At 68.6% G+C, this 14,535-nt stretch carries 16 protein-coding genes; 11 read left to right on the plus strand and 5 right to left on the minus strand.

The window, feature by feature from the left end; all coding sequences use genetic code 11:
- Together AU072_RS00005 and AU072_RS00010 are read left to right on the plus strand one after the other, a co-directional pair.
- On the plus strand, positions 1–413 hold a 413-nt coding region (locus AU072_RS00005; RefSeq protein ID WP_133147247.1), incomplete at its 5' end, for a DUF4190 domain-containing protein.
- A 4-nt stretch (positions 414–417) separates the two neighbouring features.
- On the plus strand, positions 418–891 hold the full coding sequence (locus tag AU072_RS00010) for a DUF4190 domain-containing protein (protein WP_120270926.1): 474 nt from the start codon (positions 418–420) through the stop codon (positions 889–891).
- A 3-nt stretch (positions 892–894) separates the two neighbouring features.
- Here AU072_RS00010 and AU072_RS00015 read toward each other — a convergent pair whose 3' ends face one another.
- Positions 895–1,851 (minus strand): HpcH/HpaI aldolase/citrate lyase family protein, encoded by a 957-nt coding sequence (locus AU072_RS00015; protein WP_120270927.1) that lies wholly within the window; start codon positions 1,849–1,851, stop codon positions 895–897.
- Between the two features lie 25 nt (positions 1,852–1,876).
- Between AU072_RS00015 and AU072_RS00020 the strand changes: the two genes are divergently transcribed.
- From AU072_RS00020 to AU072_RS00040, 5 genes are all read left to right on the plus strand, one after another.
- Positions 1,877–3,169, plus strand: coding sequence for a magnesium transporter MgtE N-terminal domain-containing protein (locus AU072_RS00020; RefSeq protein WP_064411847.1), 1,293 nt, complete (start codon positions 1,877–1,879; stop codon positions 3,167–3,169).
- Positions 3,166–3,717 (plus strand): DUF1003 domain-containing protein, encoded by a 552-nt coding sequence (locus AU072_RS00025; RefSeq protein ID WP_064411848.1) that lies wholly within the window; start codon positions 3,166–3,168, stop codon positions 3,715–3,717. The genes AU072_RS00020 and AU072_RS00025 overlap by 4 nt, the downstream gene beginning before the upstream one ends.
- A gap of 186 nt (positions 3,718–3,903) precedes the next feature.
- Entirely contained in the window at positions 3,904–5,277 is a 1,374-nt protein-coding gene (locus tag AU072_RS00030) for a lytic transglycosylase domain-containing protein (RefSeq protein ID WP_165595585.1), read from the plus strand.
- A gap of 34 nt (positions 5,278–5,311) precedes the next feature.
- Positions 5,312–6,454, plus strand: a complete 1,143-nt coding sequence (locus tag AU072_RS00035) for an Mrp/NBP35 family ATP-binding protein (protein ID WP_064411849.1) — start codon at positions 5,312–5,314, stop codon at positions 6,452–6,454.
- Positions 6,455–6,508: 54 nt separating this feature from the next.
- On the plus strand, positions 6,509–7,153 hold the full coding sequence (locus tag AU072_RS00040) for a VldE C-terminal domain-containing protein (RefSeq protein ID WP_120270928.1): 645 nt from the start codon (positions 6,509–6,511) through the stop codon (positions 7,151–7,153).
- Positions 7,154–7,164: 11 nt separating this feature from the next.
- Here AU072_RS00040 and tatB read toward each other — a convergent pair whose 3' ends face one another.
- From tatB to sigE, 4 genes are all read right to left on the minus strand, one after another.
- A complete protein-coding gene (gene tatB / locus AU072_RS00045) occupies positions 7,165–7,569 on the minus strand; it encodes a Sec-independent protein translocase protein TatB (protein WP_064411850.1) in 405 nt (134 codons plus the stop codon).
- A 3-nt stretch (positions 7,570–7,572) separates the two neighbouring features.
- Positions 7,573–9,057, minus strand: coding sequence for a serine protease HtrA (gene htrA / locus AU072_RS00050; RefSeq protein ID WP_064411851.1), 1,485 nt, complete (start codon positions 9,055–9,057; stop codon positions 7,573–7,575).
- Positions 9,058–9,126: 69 nt separating this feature from the next.
- On the minus strand, positions 9,127–9,522 hold the full coding sequence (gene rseA / locus AU072_RS00055) for an anti-sigma E factor RseA (protein ID WP_064412277.1): 396 nt from the start codon (positions 9,520–9,522) through the stop codon (positions 9,127–9,129).
- Between the two features lie 75 nt (positions 9,523–9,597).
- On the minus strand, positions 9,598–10,383 hold the full coding sequence (gene sigE / locus AU072_RS00060; RefSeq protein WP_064411852.1) for an RNA polymerase sigma factor SigE: 786 nt from the start codon (positions 10,381–10,383) through the stop codon (positions 9,598–9,600).
- A 176-nt stretch (positions 10,384–10,559) separates the two neighbouring features.
- On the opposite strand from sigE, the gene AU072_RS00065 reads away from it, so the two are divergent.
- The 4 genes from AU072_RS00065 to AU072_RS00080 all read left to right on the plus strand — a co-directional run bounded on the left by AU072_RS00065 (position 10,560) and on the right by AU072_RS00080 (position 14,532).
- Positions 10,560–11,219 carry an O-methyltransferase gene (locus AU072_RS00065; protein WP_064411853.1) on the plus strand — a complete coding sequence of 220 codons (660 nt, stop codon included), beginning with the start codon at positions 10,560–10,562 and terminating at the stop codon, positions 11,217–11,219.
- A 106-nt stretch (positions 11,220–11,325) separates the two neighbouring features.
- Entirely contained in the window at positions 11,326–12,021 is a 696-nt protein-coding gene (locus tag AU072_RS00070; protein ID WP_064411854.1) for a TetR/AcrR family transcriptional regulator, read from the plus strand.
- Positions 11,984–12,919 (plus strand): ABC transporter ATP-binding protein, encoded by a 936-nt coding sequence (locus AU072_RS00075; RefSeq protein WP_064412278.1) that lies wholly within the window; start codon positions 11,984–11,986, stop codon positions 12,917–12,919. Before AU072_RS00070 ends, AU072_RS00075 begins: the two co-directional genes overlap by 38 nt.
- Complete coding sequence (locus AU072_RS00080) at positions 12,916–14,532, plus strand: ABC transporter permease (protein WP_064411855.1); 1,617 nt, start codon at positions 12,916–12,918, stop codon at positions 14,530–14,532. Before AU072_RS00075 ends, AU072_RS00080 begins: the two co-directional genes overlap by 4 nt.
- Positions 14,533–14,535 lie beyond the last annotated feature (3 nt).

The raw sequence follows: 14,535 nt of genomic DNA on the forward strand, positions 1-14,535 counted from the left end.
GCATCGTGTTGGGCATCGTGGCGCTCAACCAGATCAAGACCAACGGCGAGGGCGGTCGCGGGTTGGCCACCGCCGGCCAGGGATACCCGCCGCCGCCCTACGGCGCACCCTCCCCGTACGGCGGTCCGGCCCCCTACGGAGCGCCCGGATACGGCGCACCCGGCTATGCCGACGGTTACGGCATGCCGCAGGACAAGACCAACGGATTGGCCATCGGCTCGCTGGTGGCATCGGCCGTCGGCGTCCTGTGCGGTGTCGGCTCGCTCATCGGCATCGTGTTGGGCATCGTGGCGCTCAACCAGATCAAGACCAACGGCGAGGGCGGTCGCGGGTTGGCGATCGCCGGCATTGCCGTCGGCGCGGCGACGCTTCTGCTCAACATCGTCTTCACCCTCGCGATGCTGAGCACCTGACACCGTGAGCGGCGGCGATCAGGACGGCGTCGGCAACAGCGGCAGACCCGATCCGTTCGCACCGGTGGATTACCCCACCGATGCGGGATTGCCGCCACCGCTCAGCGCGTCGCCCCCGCCGGGTTATCCGCCGCCGTATCCGGCTTCGGTGAACCCGTATTCGGGCTACCAACCGCCCGTCGGCTACGGATACAGCTACGGATACGACCCCTACCGGCCGATCCGTCCTGCGGGCACGAACGGGATGGCGATCGGCTCGCTGGTGAGCTCGCTGGTTGGCGTGTTCTGCTGCGGCGTGACGTGCATCGTCGGGGTCATCCTCGGCGTCATGGCGATGCGCGAAACCAAACGCACCGGACAGGACGGCTACGGAATTGCGTTGGCGGGCACCATCATCGGCGGGCTCGCGGTGGCAGGCTTCCTCGTCTACATCCTGCTGTACATGAGCCTGCTCGCCAGCGGATGGCAGTGGATCTGAGCCTCACTGCGGCGGACGGAACGGCTCGCCCTGGCGCTGCATGCCTGCGGCGCGGCCCTTTCCGGCGATCACCAGGGCCATCTTCCGGCTCGCCTCGTCGATCATCTCGTCGCCCAACATGACCGCGCCCCTGGCCCCGCCGGCCCGCGAGGTGTGCCATTCGTAGGCCTCGAGAATCAGCTCGGCGTGGTCGTAATCGCTCTGCCGGGGACTGAAAATCTCGTTGCCCGCTGCGATCTGATCGGGGTGCAACACCCATTTGCCGTCGTACCCGAGGGCCGCGGAACGGCCGGCGACGCGGCGGAAGCCGTCGACGTCGCGAATCTTGAGATAGGGCCCGTCGATCGCGAGCACCCCGTGCGTGCGCGCCGCCACGAGGATGCGCATCAGCACGTGGTGGTGCGCGTCGCCGACGTCGTACCCCTCCGGCTGGTCACCGACCTCGAGCGTGCGCATGTTCAAACTGGCCGCCATGTCGGCGGGCCCGAGCACCAAAGCCTGCACCCGCGGAGCGGCCGCGATCGCGTCAATGTTGGTGAGGCCCTGCGCATTCTCGATCTGCGCCTCGATGCCGATGCGGCCCACGGGAAGGTCGTGGGTGGCCTCGAGCTGGCTCAACAGCATGTGCAGCGCCTGGATGTGAGAGGCGTCGCTGACCTTGGGCAGAACCACGATGTCCAGTGCGGCACCAGCGGTCGAGATCACCTCGATGATGTCGGCGTAGGTCCACGGCGTCGTCCAGTCGTTGACGCGCACACCGCGCAGCTGACCGGCCCATCCCGGCTCCGCCAGAGCCGTGGCCACCCGCGTCCGGGCCTCGGCCTTGGCCTCCGGCGCGACGGCGTCCTCGAGATCGAGGAACACCTCGTCAGCGGTCAGGGTTTTCGCCTTCTCGACCATCTTCGCGCTGCTCCCGGGAACGGAAAGGACCGTTCGGCGGGGTCGATACCGGTTTTCCACAACCACACTCTCTACCCTTTGATGCATGGCGGCGGTCAACAGGGTCTATGCGGCCCGTCTCGCGGGGATGGTGGTCTTGGGCCCCGACGGGGAGTCCATCGGCCGTGTCCGTGATGTGGTGGTCAGCATCAGCCTGGTGCGCCAGCAACCCCGCGTCCTCGGCTTGGTTGTCGAAATGCTCACGCGGCGAAGAATTTTCGTACCGATTCTGCGGGTGACGTCGATCGATCCCGGCGCCGTGACGCTGGCCACCGGCAGTGTGTCGCTGCGCCGGTTCGTCCAGCGTCCCGGTGAAGTGCTCGTGCTCGGTCAGGTGATCGAAACCCGGGTGCGCGTCGACGATCCCGATCTGCCACAACTGGCCAACGTCGACGTGATCGTCGTCGACCTCGGCATCGAGCAGACGCGCACCCGGGACTGGATGGTCACCAAGGTCGCCGTCCGCCCGCACCGGCGCCTGGGCAGGCGCGCCAACGTGCACGTGGTGGACTGGCAGCACGTGCAGGGCCTGACACCGTCGGGTCTGGCGATGCCCGGCCAGGGCGTGGCGCAGCTGCTCGATCAGTTCGAGGGCCAGCGCGCCGTCGAGGTGGCCGAGGCGATCCGGGAGCTGCCGGCCAAGCGGCGCTACGAACTGGTCAACGCCCTCGACGACGAGCGGTTGGCCGACGTGCTGCAGGAGTTGCCCGAAGACGACCAGCTCGATGTGCTCAGGCGGCTGCCCGCCGACCGGGCCGCCGATGTTCTCGAGGCGATGGACCCCGACGACGCGGCCGATCTGCTCGGGTCGATGACGCCCACCGACGCCGAGCAGTTCCTGCGCCGAATGGATCCCGAGGACTCCGAGGATGTCCGTCGCCTGCTGGCGCACTCCCCCGACACCGCGGGCGGCTTGATGACGTCCGAACCCGTGGTGCTGGCCCCCGACACCACCGTGGCCGAGGCGCTCGCGCGGGTCCGCGACCCGGACCTCACCCCGGCGTTGGCCTCGTTGGTGTTCGTCACCCGCCCCCCGACCGCCACGCCGACCGGCCACTACCTGGGTTGTGTGCACCTGCAGCGGCTGCTGCGCGAGCCACCGGCGGATCTGGTCAGCGGAATCGTGGACACCGATCTGCCCAACCTGTCCCCTGATGACTCGCTGGGCGCGGTAACGCGTTACTTCGCGGCCTACAACCTGGTGTGCGGACCGGTCGTCGACGAGGAGAACCACCTGCTGGGCGCCGTGTCGGTCGACGACGTGCTCGACCATCTGCTGCCCCACGACTGGCGCGAGACCGAAGAACCCGAGCTCACCGGCGCCGAAGGCACCTCATGACCGACCGCAGCCGGCTCGATGTGCCGCTGGCCACCCGGCGGCGGTTCTCGTTGAACGTCGACCCCGAGGCGGTCGGGAACTTCAGCGAGAAGATCGCCCGGTTCCTGGGCACCGGTCGCTACCTGGCGTGGCAGACCATCCTCGTGGTCGTCTGGATCACGCTGAACCTGTTCGCGGTCGGGCTGCGCTGGGACCCCTACCCGTTCATCCTGCTCAACCTGGCGTTCTCCACCCAAGCGGCCTACGCGGCGCCGCTGATCCTGCTGGCGCAGAACCGCCAGGAGAACCGCGACCGCGTGTCGCTGGACGAAGACCGCCGCCGCGCGCTGCAGACGAAGGCCGACACCGAATACCTGGCTCGCGAACTGGCCGCGCTGCGGTTGGCGATCGGCGAGGTGGTCACCCGTGATTACCTGCGCAGAGAGCTCGATGAGATGCGCGAAATGCTGGCCGCCCTGCAGCACGCCCCGGGCGAATCGAGCGACGACGACCCCGGCCACGGCGACCCGGGTGAGCGCCGGCCCAAAAAGTCGAGTGCAGGTGGCTAACGAATTGCTGTAACGCGGCGGTTATCTAGTAGGTATGGTGACTTGGTTCACAAGCGATCGCAAACATAGGACGGTTGAGTGCACATAAGGGGAGGAGCCGCCGCCCTCAAGGCCGTGCGGCGCCAAACGGGGCGTCTGCGGCGAATCCCGGGCCCTCGAGTGCAGAAGCTGGCATCCGCCAACCGCATGCGCGCCGGCCTCGGCGTGGCCATCATCACCCCGATCATCCTGGCCGGCAGCGTCGGCGCCTCGGCGCCCACTCCGCGTACGACCTCGGATGCCGCGGTGACGCCGCTGGCCGCCGTCGAGCCGTCACCGGGCGCGCGGGCGGGCGCATCGGTGGTCGCCGTCGCCAAGGAGCCGATGGCCTTCCACATCGCCGCCTCGACGGTGTCGGCTCCGCCCCCCGCTGCGGTGGTGAATTCGCCTGGCACACTGGGCATTCCCGGTATGGCCTTGTCGGCTTACCGTAATGCCGAGCGCATCATGGCGTCCGCGTACCCGGGCTGCGGCCTGAGCTGGAACCTGTTGGCCGGTATCGGGCGCATCGAGTCGATGCACGCCAACGGAGGCGCGACCGACGCCCGCGGCACGGCCATCCGCCCCATCTTCGGTCCTGCGCTCGACGGCACGCTGCCCGGCAACGAGATCATCGTGCAGAGCCGCGTGGCCGACCGCGTCACCTACGCGCGCGCCATGGGACCCATGCAGTTCCTGCCCGGCACCTGGTCGCGGTACGCCTCCGACGGTGACGGCGACGGTAAGGCCGAGGTGCAGAACCTGTTCGACTCGTCGCTGGCCGCCGCCCGCTACCTGTGCAGCGGCAACCTGAACCTGCGCGACCCGAACCACGTCATGTCGGCGATTCTGCGTTACAACAACTCGGTGGCCTACGCGCGCAACGTGCTGGGCTGGGCAGCGGCCTACGCCACGGGCGTCGTGCCGATGGACCTGCCCCCGATCACCGGATCGGTCCCGACTCTGGAAGACACCGTCGCAAACGTGCACCTCACCGATCTCAAGGAATACCAGGGGCTCGGTCCGGGGCTGCCCCTCAACGCATTGGGACTGCCCGCGGGCGATCCGTTGGCGTTGATGCCGCTGCTGGAGCGCGACGCGGTGGCCAGCCAGATGGGCAACATGCCTGGGTTCGCCCCTGGTCAGCGGCTCGGACCCCTCCCAGGACCTGCGCCGCAGGCCCCGGCGACACCCCAGGCGCCGGCGATCCCGCCGCCGTGGACACCGCCATGGATGCAGCCGCAGCGGCCCGAGTGCGCGGTGTTCTGCATCGAGGACAACCCGGCGCCACCGCTGCAACCCGCACTCGGCGGGCCGCCGATCGCCAACCCGATGCTTCCACCCGCCCCGGCGCCGCTCGCCCCGGTGGGAGCTCCGCAGCCGGGACCCGCGCCGGTCGGCGCACCGGCTCCGGTCGGTGCACCGGTCCCAGCTCAAGCACCCGGCCCGGCTCAAGCACCAGCGCCCGGTCCGGCCGCCCAGCCAGGGCCCGCACCCGGACCGGCGGCCCAGCCTGGTCCGCCGCCCGGACCCGTCGGTTAAGGGCCACCGTCGAGTCGGCCTAGACTCGACGGTGATGTCTCATTCACCCGCTGACCTGGAATCTGAGATCCGTCGCGCGCTGGCCAAGGTGATCGACCCCGAGCTGCGGCGGCCGATCACCGAGCTCGGGATGGTCAAGGACGTCACCGTCGAACCTGACGGGGCCGTCCATGTCGAGATCTACCTGACCACCGCCGCGTGCCCGAAGAAGAGCGAGATCTCTGATCAGGTCAGCCGTGCCGTCGCCGACGTCCCCGGAACGGGCGCCGTTCGGGTCAGCCTGGACGTGATGAACGACGAGCAACGGACCGAACTGCGCAAGCAACTGCGCGGCGATTCGCGTGAGCCCGTCGTCCCCTTCGCCCAGCCCGGTTCGTTGACCCGCGTGTACGCGGTGGCCTCCGGTAAGGGCGGGGTCGGCAAGTCCAGCGTCACCGTGAACCTCGCCGCGGCCATGGCCGCGCGCGGCGTGTCGGTCGGAGTGCTCGACGCCGACATCTACGGGCACTCCGTTCCCCGCATGATGGGTGTCACGGACCGCCCCACCCAGGTGGAGTCGATGATCGTCCCGCCGGTCGCCCACGACGTCCGGGTCATCTCGATCGCGATGTTCACCCAAGGCAACACCCCGGTGGTCTGGCGCGGCCCGATGCTGCACCGCGCGCTGCAGCAGTTCCTCGCCGACGTCTATTGGGGCGACCTGGACGTGCTGCTGCTCGACCTGCCGCCGGGCACCGGCGACGTCGCGATCTCGGTGGCCCAGCTGATCCCCGGCGCGGAGATCCTGGTGGTCACCACGCCCCAACTGGCCGCCGCCGAGGTCGCCGAGCGCGCGGGCGCGATCGCACTGCAGACCCGTCAGCGCATCGTCGGTGTGGTGGAGAACATGGCCGGGCTGACGTTGCCCGATGGCACGACCATGCAGATCTTCGGCGAAGGCGGCGGCAAACAGGTCGCCGAGCGGTTGTCGCGCGCGATCGGTGCCGACGTGCCGTTGCTGGGCCAGGTGCCGCTCGACCCCGAGCTCGTGGCGGCGGGCGACTCCGGTGTCCCGCTGGTGCTCTCCGCACCCGACTCGGCGGCCGGTAAGGAGTTGCGCAGCGTCGCCGATGCCCTGTCGAGCCGCAAACGCGGACTGGCGGGCATGTCGCTGGGCCTGGACCCGGCCGGTCGATAACGGTCTCGTGTTCGAGCCCGAACTCCGTCACACCCTGTCCGACAAGGCGTTACAGTGCTGTTCGTGGGCAGGGCTTTGTTAGCCAACGGGCGCGGCAAGTTGCTGGCGCTCGTCGCGTCCATCACGCTGTCCGTCGCCCTGTTCTACGCCCAGAGCGCCGAACCGCCCACCCAGCATCCCGGCCCGCCGCCGGTCGGGCAGCAGGAGGTCCCCGCGGCCGTCCCCAAGGTCAACACACCCACCGAAGCGGAGTTGCTCGCGGCCAGTGCTCCCGTTGCCACGGCAGCCACCCCGTTCGCGTTGCCCGCCGGTATCACGCCCGAAAACGGGTTACAGGTCAACACCATTCGGGTGGCCCGCGCGATCAGCGTGTTGTTCCCCGAAGTCAAGACGATCGGCGGATACCGCCAAGACCCGCTGAGGTGGCATCCGAACGGCTTGGCGATCGACGTGATGATCCCGAATCACGGCAGCGAAGAGGGCATCGCGCTCGGCAACCAGATCGCCGGGATCGCGCTGGCCAATGCGGAGCGTTGGGGTGTGATCCATGTGATCTGGCGGCAGGGCTTCTACCCCGGCGTCGGCGCTCCCAGTTGGACCGCGGACTACGGCAACGAAACCGCCAACCACTTCGACCATGTGCACATCGCCACCAACGGCGGCGGATACCCGACCGGCGACGAGGAATACTTCATCTGAGCCCGCGGGGTCTACGTGGCGTCGGTGTCGAACGGTGTCGTCGCAGGCGCTTGCGGGGATGCGGGCGGCGCCGACTGCGCAGGGGGCTCGGGTGAGCTGACCGGTTTGTCGGGCTGCTTGCGGTCGAAATTTCCGGTGAAGATCGAGTCGTCACCGTCGAGCAGGTGCTTGGTGAGCGCGGCGCGCGGCGTCATACCGCGCAATTTGTTGAGCTCGCTGAGCGGCTCGCGCAGGTCGTCGAACTCCGGCCCGAGGTCTTCACGCAGTTGGCTGGTGGCCCCGCTGATGTAGTCACGGGCCTGACGCAGCGCGCCCGTCGTCCACCGGATCGCACCGGGCAGCCGTTCGGGGCCCAGGATCACCAGACCGGCGATCACCAGGATCAGCATCTCGCCCCAGCCGACGTTGGCGAACATCGGCTACGTGGTGTCGGGACCCGGGTTGACGGTCAGCGTCACCCGCCGTCCGTCGCGCATCACCTCGATCGGCGCGTCCTGGCCGATCTTGAGCTGACGGACGGCGACCACGAACTCGTCGGCGTCGGCCACGGTCCGGTCCCCGACCTTGACCACGACGTCGTTCTCCAGAATTCCCGCCTTCTCCGCCGGGCTGCCGGCCTTGACGTTGGCCACCTGGGCGCCCGAGGCGATGTCGTTGCTCACCGAGCGGGCGGTCAGGCCCAGCGTCGGATGGGCGATCTTGCCGTCGCGGATCAGCGAGTCGACCACCGTCTTGACCTCGTTGATCGGGATCGCGAATCCGAGGCCGCTCGCGCTGTCGGACAGCGACTTCCCGGCGGTGTTGATGCCGATCACGTTGCCGTCCATGTCGATCAGTGGCCCGCCGGAGTTGCCGTGGTTGATCGGCGCATCGGTCTGCAGACCGTCGATGACGGTGTCGGTGTCGGAGCCGTCTCCCGACAGCGGCACCGGGCGGTGCAGCGCGCTGATGATTCCGGCGGTGACGGTGCTGCGCAGGCCCAGCGGAGCACCCGCGGCGATCACCTCGTCGCCGACCCGCAACTTGTCCGAGTCGCCCATCTGCGCGACGGTCAGGTTGTCGACGTTGTCGACCTTCAGCACGGCCAGATCGGTCTTCGGGTCACGGCCCACAAGGTTGGCGGGCACCTCTTTACCGTCGTTGAAGACGATCTTCATCTTGTACTTGCTGGGGTTGTTCGCGGCCTCGGAGATGACGTGGTTGTTCGTCACGATGTAACCGCGACCGTCGATGACCACGCCGGAGCCCTGCGAACCCTCCTGATCACTGGTGGCCTCCACCGTCACCACCGAATCGGCAACGGCGGCAGCGACTTTGGCGATATGCCCCTCCGGCGGCGGGCCGGCGTCGGCGGTGTCCAGCGTGACCTTGGACGTGGTGAACGCCTCGACCACCTCGGCGGTCTTGCGGCCTACCCACCCGCCTGCGAACCCGATCACCAACGCGATGATGGCCAACATCGCCAGCGCGACGTAGGAGACCCGGCCGCCGAACAGCACGTCGCGCACACCCAATTTGCCGGTCGGGACATTGGCCGGGGTTCGCGGCGGCTCGTGGACGGCGGGGGCGCCCAGGGCGGCCGGCGCCGAGGGATCGCGCCACGGGTCTGCGGCCAGGTCGGTGTCCTGATCCCGCTCGGCTTCGAGCGCGCCCGCGTCGGCGGGATGGCGCTGAAGCGAGTCGCCGCCGGGGTAGGGCTTGCCGAACGCCTCGGCCAGCACCGGATCGGGCGGCTGGTTGGTCGGCGTGAACTCGCCTTGGTCGCGATATTTGTCGAGTCCCACGAACGAACCCTCGACACCGTCGGGCCTGCCGAACGCGCGCTGCGCCGCCGGGTCGACGGGCGGCCGCGAGACAGGGCGGGGTTCCAGGCGCTCGCGCCCGGTCTGGTCGAGATTGGTCACCCGGTCATCACCCTCTGTGAAAGCGCCCTCGAATGCCGGGGCGGATCGCTGCTCGTCTTCGCATTTACCCTACCGGCGCCTGCGCCGAGAGCGCTGTGTGCTGTCAGCAAACTCTGACCGCTGCGTCTCGACGGGCGGCTCCGGCGGAGCATGGTGTGGGATCTCGGACAACAGGCCCAGAAGTGAGCTGGGCATGGCGACGGGCCGGGACTCCCGCAACGCCGCGCGCGCCTGCCGCTGGGCTTCGACCTCGGCGGCGCACTGCGGACACAGCGATAAGTGGTGGGCGGCGCGAAGATGTGGGGTCAGCCGCAGTTCACCGTCGACGAAGGCGGCGATGGCCTCCGTCGAGAGGTGTTCGGTGGAACCGAACTCTCGCGGCCCCACGGGCGCGTCGCTCTGGGAGGCGAACTGAGCGGGCAACCACGAGAAGGCCCGGCGGAACACGTGTCCCCGGTCGACCATCGCCCAGCTCCTCTCGCTGCGTGTCACGGCGTCCATTCGAATGTAGCGCGGAGCGCTGTGCCAAGCCCGCGAACGTCAGGCCGTTTTGGCCGCGTCGCCGGGGCGAGCCGATGTGGCGGTCTCGCTGTGGTTGGCCAGGTAGTCGCGAAGAGCCTGCCTCCCGCGGTGGATGCGGCTGCGCACGGTGCCCAGCTTGACGTCGAGCGTCGCGCCGATCTCCTCATAGGACAGCCCCTCGATGTCGCACAGCACGACGGCGGCGCGGAACTCCGGAGGCAGCGAGTCCAGTGCGGCCTGCAGGTCGGGGCCGAGCCGCGCGTCGTGGTAGATCTGCTCGGGGTTGGGGTCGTCGGCCGGAACGCGGTCGTAGTCCTCGGGCAGCGCCTCCATGCGGATGCGCCCGCGCCTGCGCACCATGTCGAGGAACAAGTTGGTGGTGATGCGGTGCAGCCAGCCCTCGAAGGTGCCGGGCTGGTAGTTCTGCAGCGAGCGGAACACCCGGATGAACGTCTCCTGGGTGAGGTCCTCGGCGTCGTGCTGATTACCCGACAGCCGGTAGGCCAGCCGGTACACCCGGTCGGCGTGCTGGCGTACCAGCTCATCCCATGAAGGCATGGTCGACTTGTCGCCCGTCGCGTCGAACACGGCGGTGCCGGTCATTTCGTCGGAAGGCTCGACCCATTCGGTGTCCACGAACTGTTCGAGGTGGGACATCGACGTCGGTGCCATCTTGATGGTCGTCAGATCCTCCTGGTCCAAGCCGCCATCATGGTGCGGCGGTTCGCTACTGCCCGCAACGCGGAGATCCGTGTAGGTATTCCCTGGTTGGTCCCCTGGATGCCAGCGTCCGCCGTTTTCCATGGGACATACCGTCTCCGACCGTTCCGTGCCTGGCATATGAGCAAACTGAACATTTCCTGAGAAAGCTCGTCTACCCATTTATGACCTGCGCGAACCCGCCGACGATTCGTGTGATCCGGCGATCGGGAACGGGCGTGTCGCGATGCTGGCCCCCACCGGTTGGCTACGCTGCGGGCATGGCCGGCACCGACGACGTCATCGGAGGGCACAGCCGTGCCGAAGCCATCGTGTCGCATGCCGAGCAGTCCATCTCCGAGGACGCGATCGTCGCGGCGGCCCGTGAACGCGCCGTTGACATCGGCGCCGGCGCCGTCACTCCCGCGGTGGGCGCGCTGCTGTGCGTGTTCGCGAAGCTGACCTCCGCGAAGGCCGTCGTCGAAGTCGGCACGGGCGCCGGGGTCAGCGGCCTGTGGCTGCTCTCAGGGATGCGCGAAGACGGCGTGTTGACCACCATCGACGTCGAACCCGAGCACCAGCGCATCGCCAAGCAGGCGTTCAGCGAGGCCGGGATCGGGCCGGGGCGAAGCCGGCTGATCAGCGGCCGCGCCCAAGAAGTGCTGACCCGCCTCGCCGACGAGTCCTACGACCTGGTGTTCGTCGACGCCGATCCGTTGGACCAGCCGCAGTTCGTCGCCGAAGGTGTCCGGTTGCTGCGTCCAGGCGGCGCGATCGTCCTGCACCGCGCGGCGCTGGGAGGCCGTGCCGGCGACGCCGGCGCCAACGACGCCGAGGTGGCGGCGGTGCGCGAAGCCGCACGGCTGATCGCCGAGGACGAACGACTCACCCCGGTGTTGATCCCGCTGGGCGACGGCTTACTGGCCGCCGCGCGCGACTGAATCTCCCCCCAGCTCGGACCCATGCCGTAATGCGGCATGTGCATTTTTGCGGCTGCTCGCGATGGCCTCTTGACCGCTGGCTGAACGCGCGTTTAATCTACTGAACATGCGTTCAGCCCCGAACGACCTCACCGCTATCGCGCGGATCCGCGACGCTGCGATCGAGCAGTGGGGCCAGCACGGCTTCGCCGTCGGCCTGCGGACCATCGCCGAGGCGGCGGGAGTGTCCGCGGCGCTGGTCATCCACCACTTCGGCTCGAAGGACGGGCTACGCAAGGCGTGTGACTCGCACGTCGCCGACGTGATCCGCGAGAGCAAGACCGAATCGCTGCAGACGCACGACCCCGCCACCTGGCTCGCACAGATGGCCGAGATCGAGTCCTACGCGCCGCTGATGGCCTATCTGGTCCGCAGCTTGCAGTCGGGCAGCGAACTGGCCAAGGCGTTCTGGCAGCAGATGATGGACAACGCCGAGCAGTATCTCGACGAGGGCGTGCGCTCCGGCCTGCTCAAGCCGAGCCGCGATCCCCGGGCCAGGGCTCGGTTCCTGTCGATGGCCAGCGGCGGGGGCTTCCTGCTGTATCTGCAATTGCATCCCTCCTCCGATCTTCGTGTGGCGCTTCGCGATTACGGCGAGGAGATGGTGCTACCCGCGCTCGAGTTGTACACCGAGGGGCTGATGGCCGACTCGGCGATGTACGACGCGTTCCTCGAGCAACGCAAGAAGGGCATCCCGTTCAGCACGCCCCGACAAGGAGATGGCGATGACGGCTCAGACAGCACAGCGTCCGCGGCAGGCTGACTTCGACGAGCCTGCTGTCGAGATCCGCGGGCTGACGAAGACTTTCGGGCGCACCCGGGCGCTCGACGGCTTGGACTTGAGGGTCGCACCGGGCCAGATCACCGGCTTCCTCGGACCGAACGGTGCGGGTAAGTCCACGACGATCCGCGTGCTGCTCGGGCTTTTGCGGGCAGACAGCGGCACCGTGCGACTACTCGGCGGCGATCCCTGGCACGACGCGGTGGCACTGCACCGCCGGATCGCCTATGTGCCGGGAGATGTGGCGTTGTGGCCCAACCTGACCGGGCTGCAGGCGATCGACTTTCTGGCCCGGCTGCGCGGCAACGGTGTCGACACGACCCGCCGCGATCAGCTGATCGAGCGGTTCGACCTCGACCCACACAAGAAGGCCCGCACCTACTCCAAGGGCAACAGGCAGAAGGTCGCGATCATCGCCGCGTTCTCCACCGCCGCCGAGCTCTACATCCTCGATGAGCCGACGTCCGGCCTGGATCCGCTGATGGAGAAGGCGTTTCAGGAGTGTGTGGGCGAAGTCGTTGGGCGCGGCGCTGCGGTGCTGTTGTCGAGCCATATCCTGGCCGAAGTCGAAAAGCTGTGTGACAGCGTCACCATCATCCGCGCCGGTCGCACCGTACGCGCCGGCACCCTCGCCGAACTGCGACACCTGATGCGCACGACCGTGACCGCGCGCACCCGCAACGACGGGCAGCGCCTTCGGGATGAGCCCTTCGTCCACGATTTCGCGGTCACCGATGGGCACTACGTCTTCTCGGTCGACCGCAACGACCTCGACCGCGCGATGGGCCTTCTGACCGGGCTCGGGATTCTCGACCTGACCGTCACCCCGGCATCGCTGGAAGACATGTTCCTGCGCGAATACCGGGGGGCCGAGCGATGACGACGGTGACGGCGCGTGCGCCCCGCAGGCAGCGGCATCGTCTTGCGCACGCATGGACAGGCACCGCCGACCTGCTGTGGCTGGCTCTGCGCCGCGACCGGGTGCGGCTCGGCGTCTGGGTCGGCGTCCTGACGATGCTGATGGCCTACGCGCCCGCCGCCATGGAACTGGCCTATCCCGAAGAGGCGCAACGACTCACGCGGGTGGATCTACTGAAGACGCCCGCGGGAATGATGATGGGCGGGCCGATGTTCGGCCGCAACGAGACCGACCTCGGCGCGATGATCGCGAATGAGATGATGCTGACGCTGATCGTCGCCGCGTCGATTCTCGCAATTCTCACCGTGATTCGTCATACCCGGGCCGAAGAGGAGAGCGGCGCAGCCGAGTTGGTGCTGTCGTCGGTCGTCGGCCGCCATGCGCGGACCGCGGCGGCACTGATTCTGGTCGGCGGGGTCAACGCCGTCCTCGCTGTGACGATGACGCTGGCGATGGCCGCGAGCGGTTTCTCGCTCATCGACACCGCGGCGATGTGTCTCGGCGTGACCGGCGTGGCAATGCTTTTCGGCTCGGTGGCCGCGGTGACCGCGCAGTTGTGGCGCCAGGCTCGCACGGCATCGGGCGCGGCCATGGCCGTGCTGGCAATCGCCGCGGTGGTCCGTGGAATCGGCGATGTGATCGACAACTCCGGCAGTGCGCTGAGTTGGTTCTCCCCGATCGCGTGGGCCCAGCAGATGCGCGCGTTCGTCGATCTGCGGTGGTGGCCGTTGGCGCTGCCGATCTCGCTCACCGTCGCCCTCATCGCGCTGGCCGCGGTGCTGGAGGGCAGGCGTCAGTACGACGACGGCGTCATCCCGTCCACCGGTGAGCATCCCGACGCCCGACCGATCAGGGGTGTGCTGGGTCTGCACCTGATGCTGCAGCGGGGTCAGACCGTCGGCTGGACCATCGGATTGTTTTTCGCCGGCCTGGCTTTCGGATCCATGACCAAATCCCTGCTCGACGCTGCGGAGTCCAACGAGGTGATCCGGCTGATGATGGCCCAGCAGGGCGCCGACGGTGTGTACACCACGATGACGCAGTTCCTCGCGGCCGCGGCGAGTGCGTACGTCGTCGCCGCCGTGCTGCGCGTTCACACCGACGAGGGCAACGGTCTCGGGGAAGCCGTGTTGGCCGGATCGGTGTCGCGGTGGCGCTGGCTGACGACGGCCGTGGTGGCGGCGGTGCTCGGTTCGGTGGTGCTGATGTTGTTCGCCGGTCTGGGGAACGGGTTGGGCGCGGGCGTCACCGTCGGCGAACCGGCGACCGTACTTCGTCTGACGCTCGCCGGGGTGGCCTTCGTTCCCGCGCTGGCGGTCATGGCGGGTGTCGCGGCGCTGGCCGTCGCCGTGCGGCGGCCCGTGCTGGGTTGGGTGGCGGTGGCGTTCGTCGTCACCGCGCTGTATCTCGGGCCGCTGCTGCGGTTGCCGCAGTGGCTGATCGACCTGTCGCCGATCGGACGCACCACGGCGCCGATCGACTACCCGGTGATCACGATCGCCGTCCTTGCTGTCGTCGCCGCCGCCCTGACCTGGGTGGCCGGCCTCCTGTACCGCAGGCGCGACGCCGTCTGAGGA

It is taken from the genome of Mycolicibacterium novocastrense, from assembly GCF_001499835.1.
Lineage (GTDB): Bacteria > Actinomycetota > Actinomycetes > Mycobacteriales > Mycobacteriaceae > Mycobacterium > Mycobacterium novocastrense.

Coding starts and splice junctions, on each gene's coding strand:
- AU072_RS00080 (WP_064411855.1), top strand. CDS start 12,916: ATGACGACGGTGACGGCGCGTGCGCCCCGCAGGCAGCGGCATCGTCTT.
- AU072_RS00020 (WP_064411847.1), top strand. CDS start 1,877: ATGGCGGCGGTCAACAGGGTCTATGCGGCCCGTCTCGCGGGGATGGTG.
- AU072_RS00070 (WP_064411854.1), top strand. CDS start 11,326: ATGCGTTCAGCCCCGAACGACCTCACCGCTATCGCGCGGATCCGCGAC.
- AU072_RS00075 (WP_064412278.1), top strand. CDS start 11,984: ATGACGGCTCAGACAGCACAGCGTCCGCGGCAGGCTGACTTCGACGAG.
- AU072_RS00065 (WP_064411853.1), top strand. CDS start 10,560: ATGGCCGGCACCGACGACGTCATCGGAGGGCACAGCCGTGCCGAAGCC.
- tatB (WP_064411850.1), bottom strand. CDS start 7,569: ATGTTCGCCAACGTCGGCTGGGGCGAGATGCTGATCCTGGTGATCGCC.
- AU072_RS00035 (WP_064411849.1), top strand. CDS start 5,312: ATGTCTCATTCACCCGCTGACCTGGAATCTGAGATCCGTCGCGCGCTG.
- AU072_RS00025 (WP_064411848.1), top strand. CDS start 3,166: ATGACCGACCGCAGCCGGCTCGATGTGCCGCTGGCCACCCGGCGGCGG.
- sigE (WP_064411852.1), bottom strand. CDS start 10,383: ATGGAAAACGGCGGACGCTGGCATCCAGGGGACCAACCAGGGAATACC.
- rseA (WP_064412277.1), bottom strand. CDS start 9,522: ATGGTCGACCGGGGACACGTGTTCCGCCGGGCCTTCTCGTGGTTGCCC.
- AU072_RS00030 (WP_165595585.1), top strand. CDS start 3,904: ATGCGCGCCGGCCTCGGCGTGGCCATCATCACCCCGATCATCCTGGCC.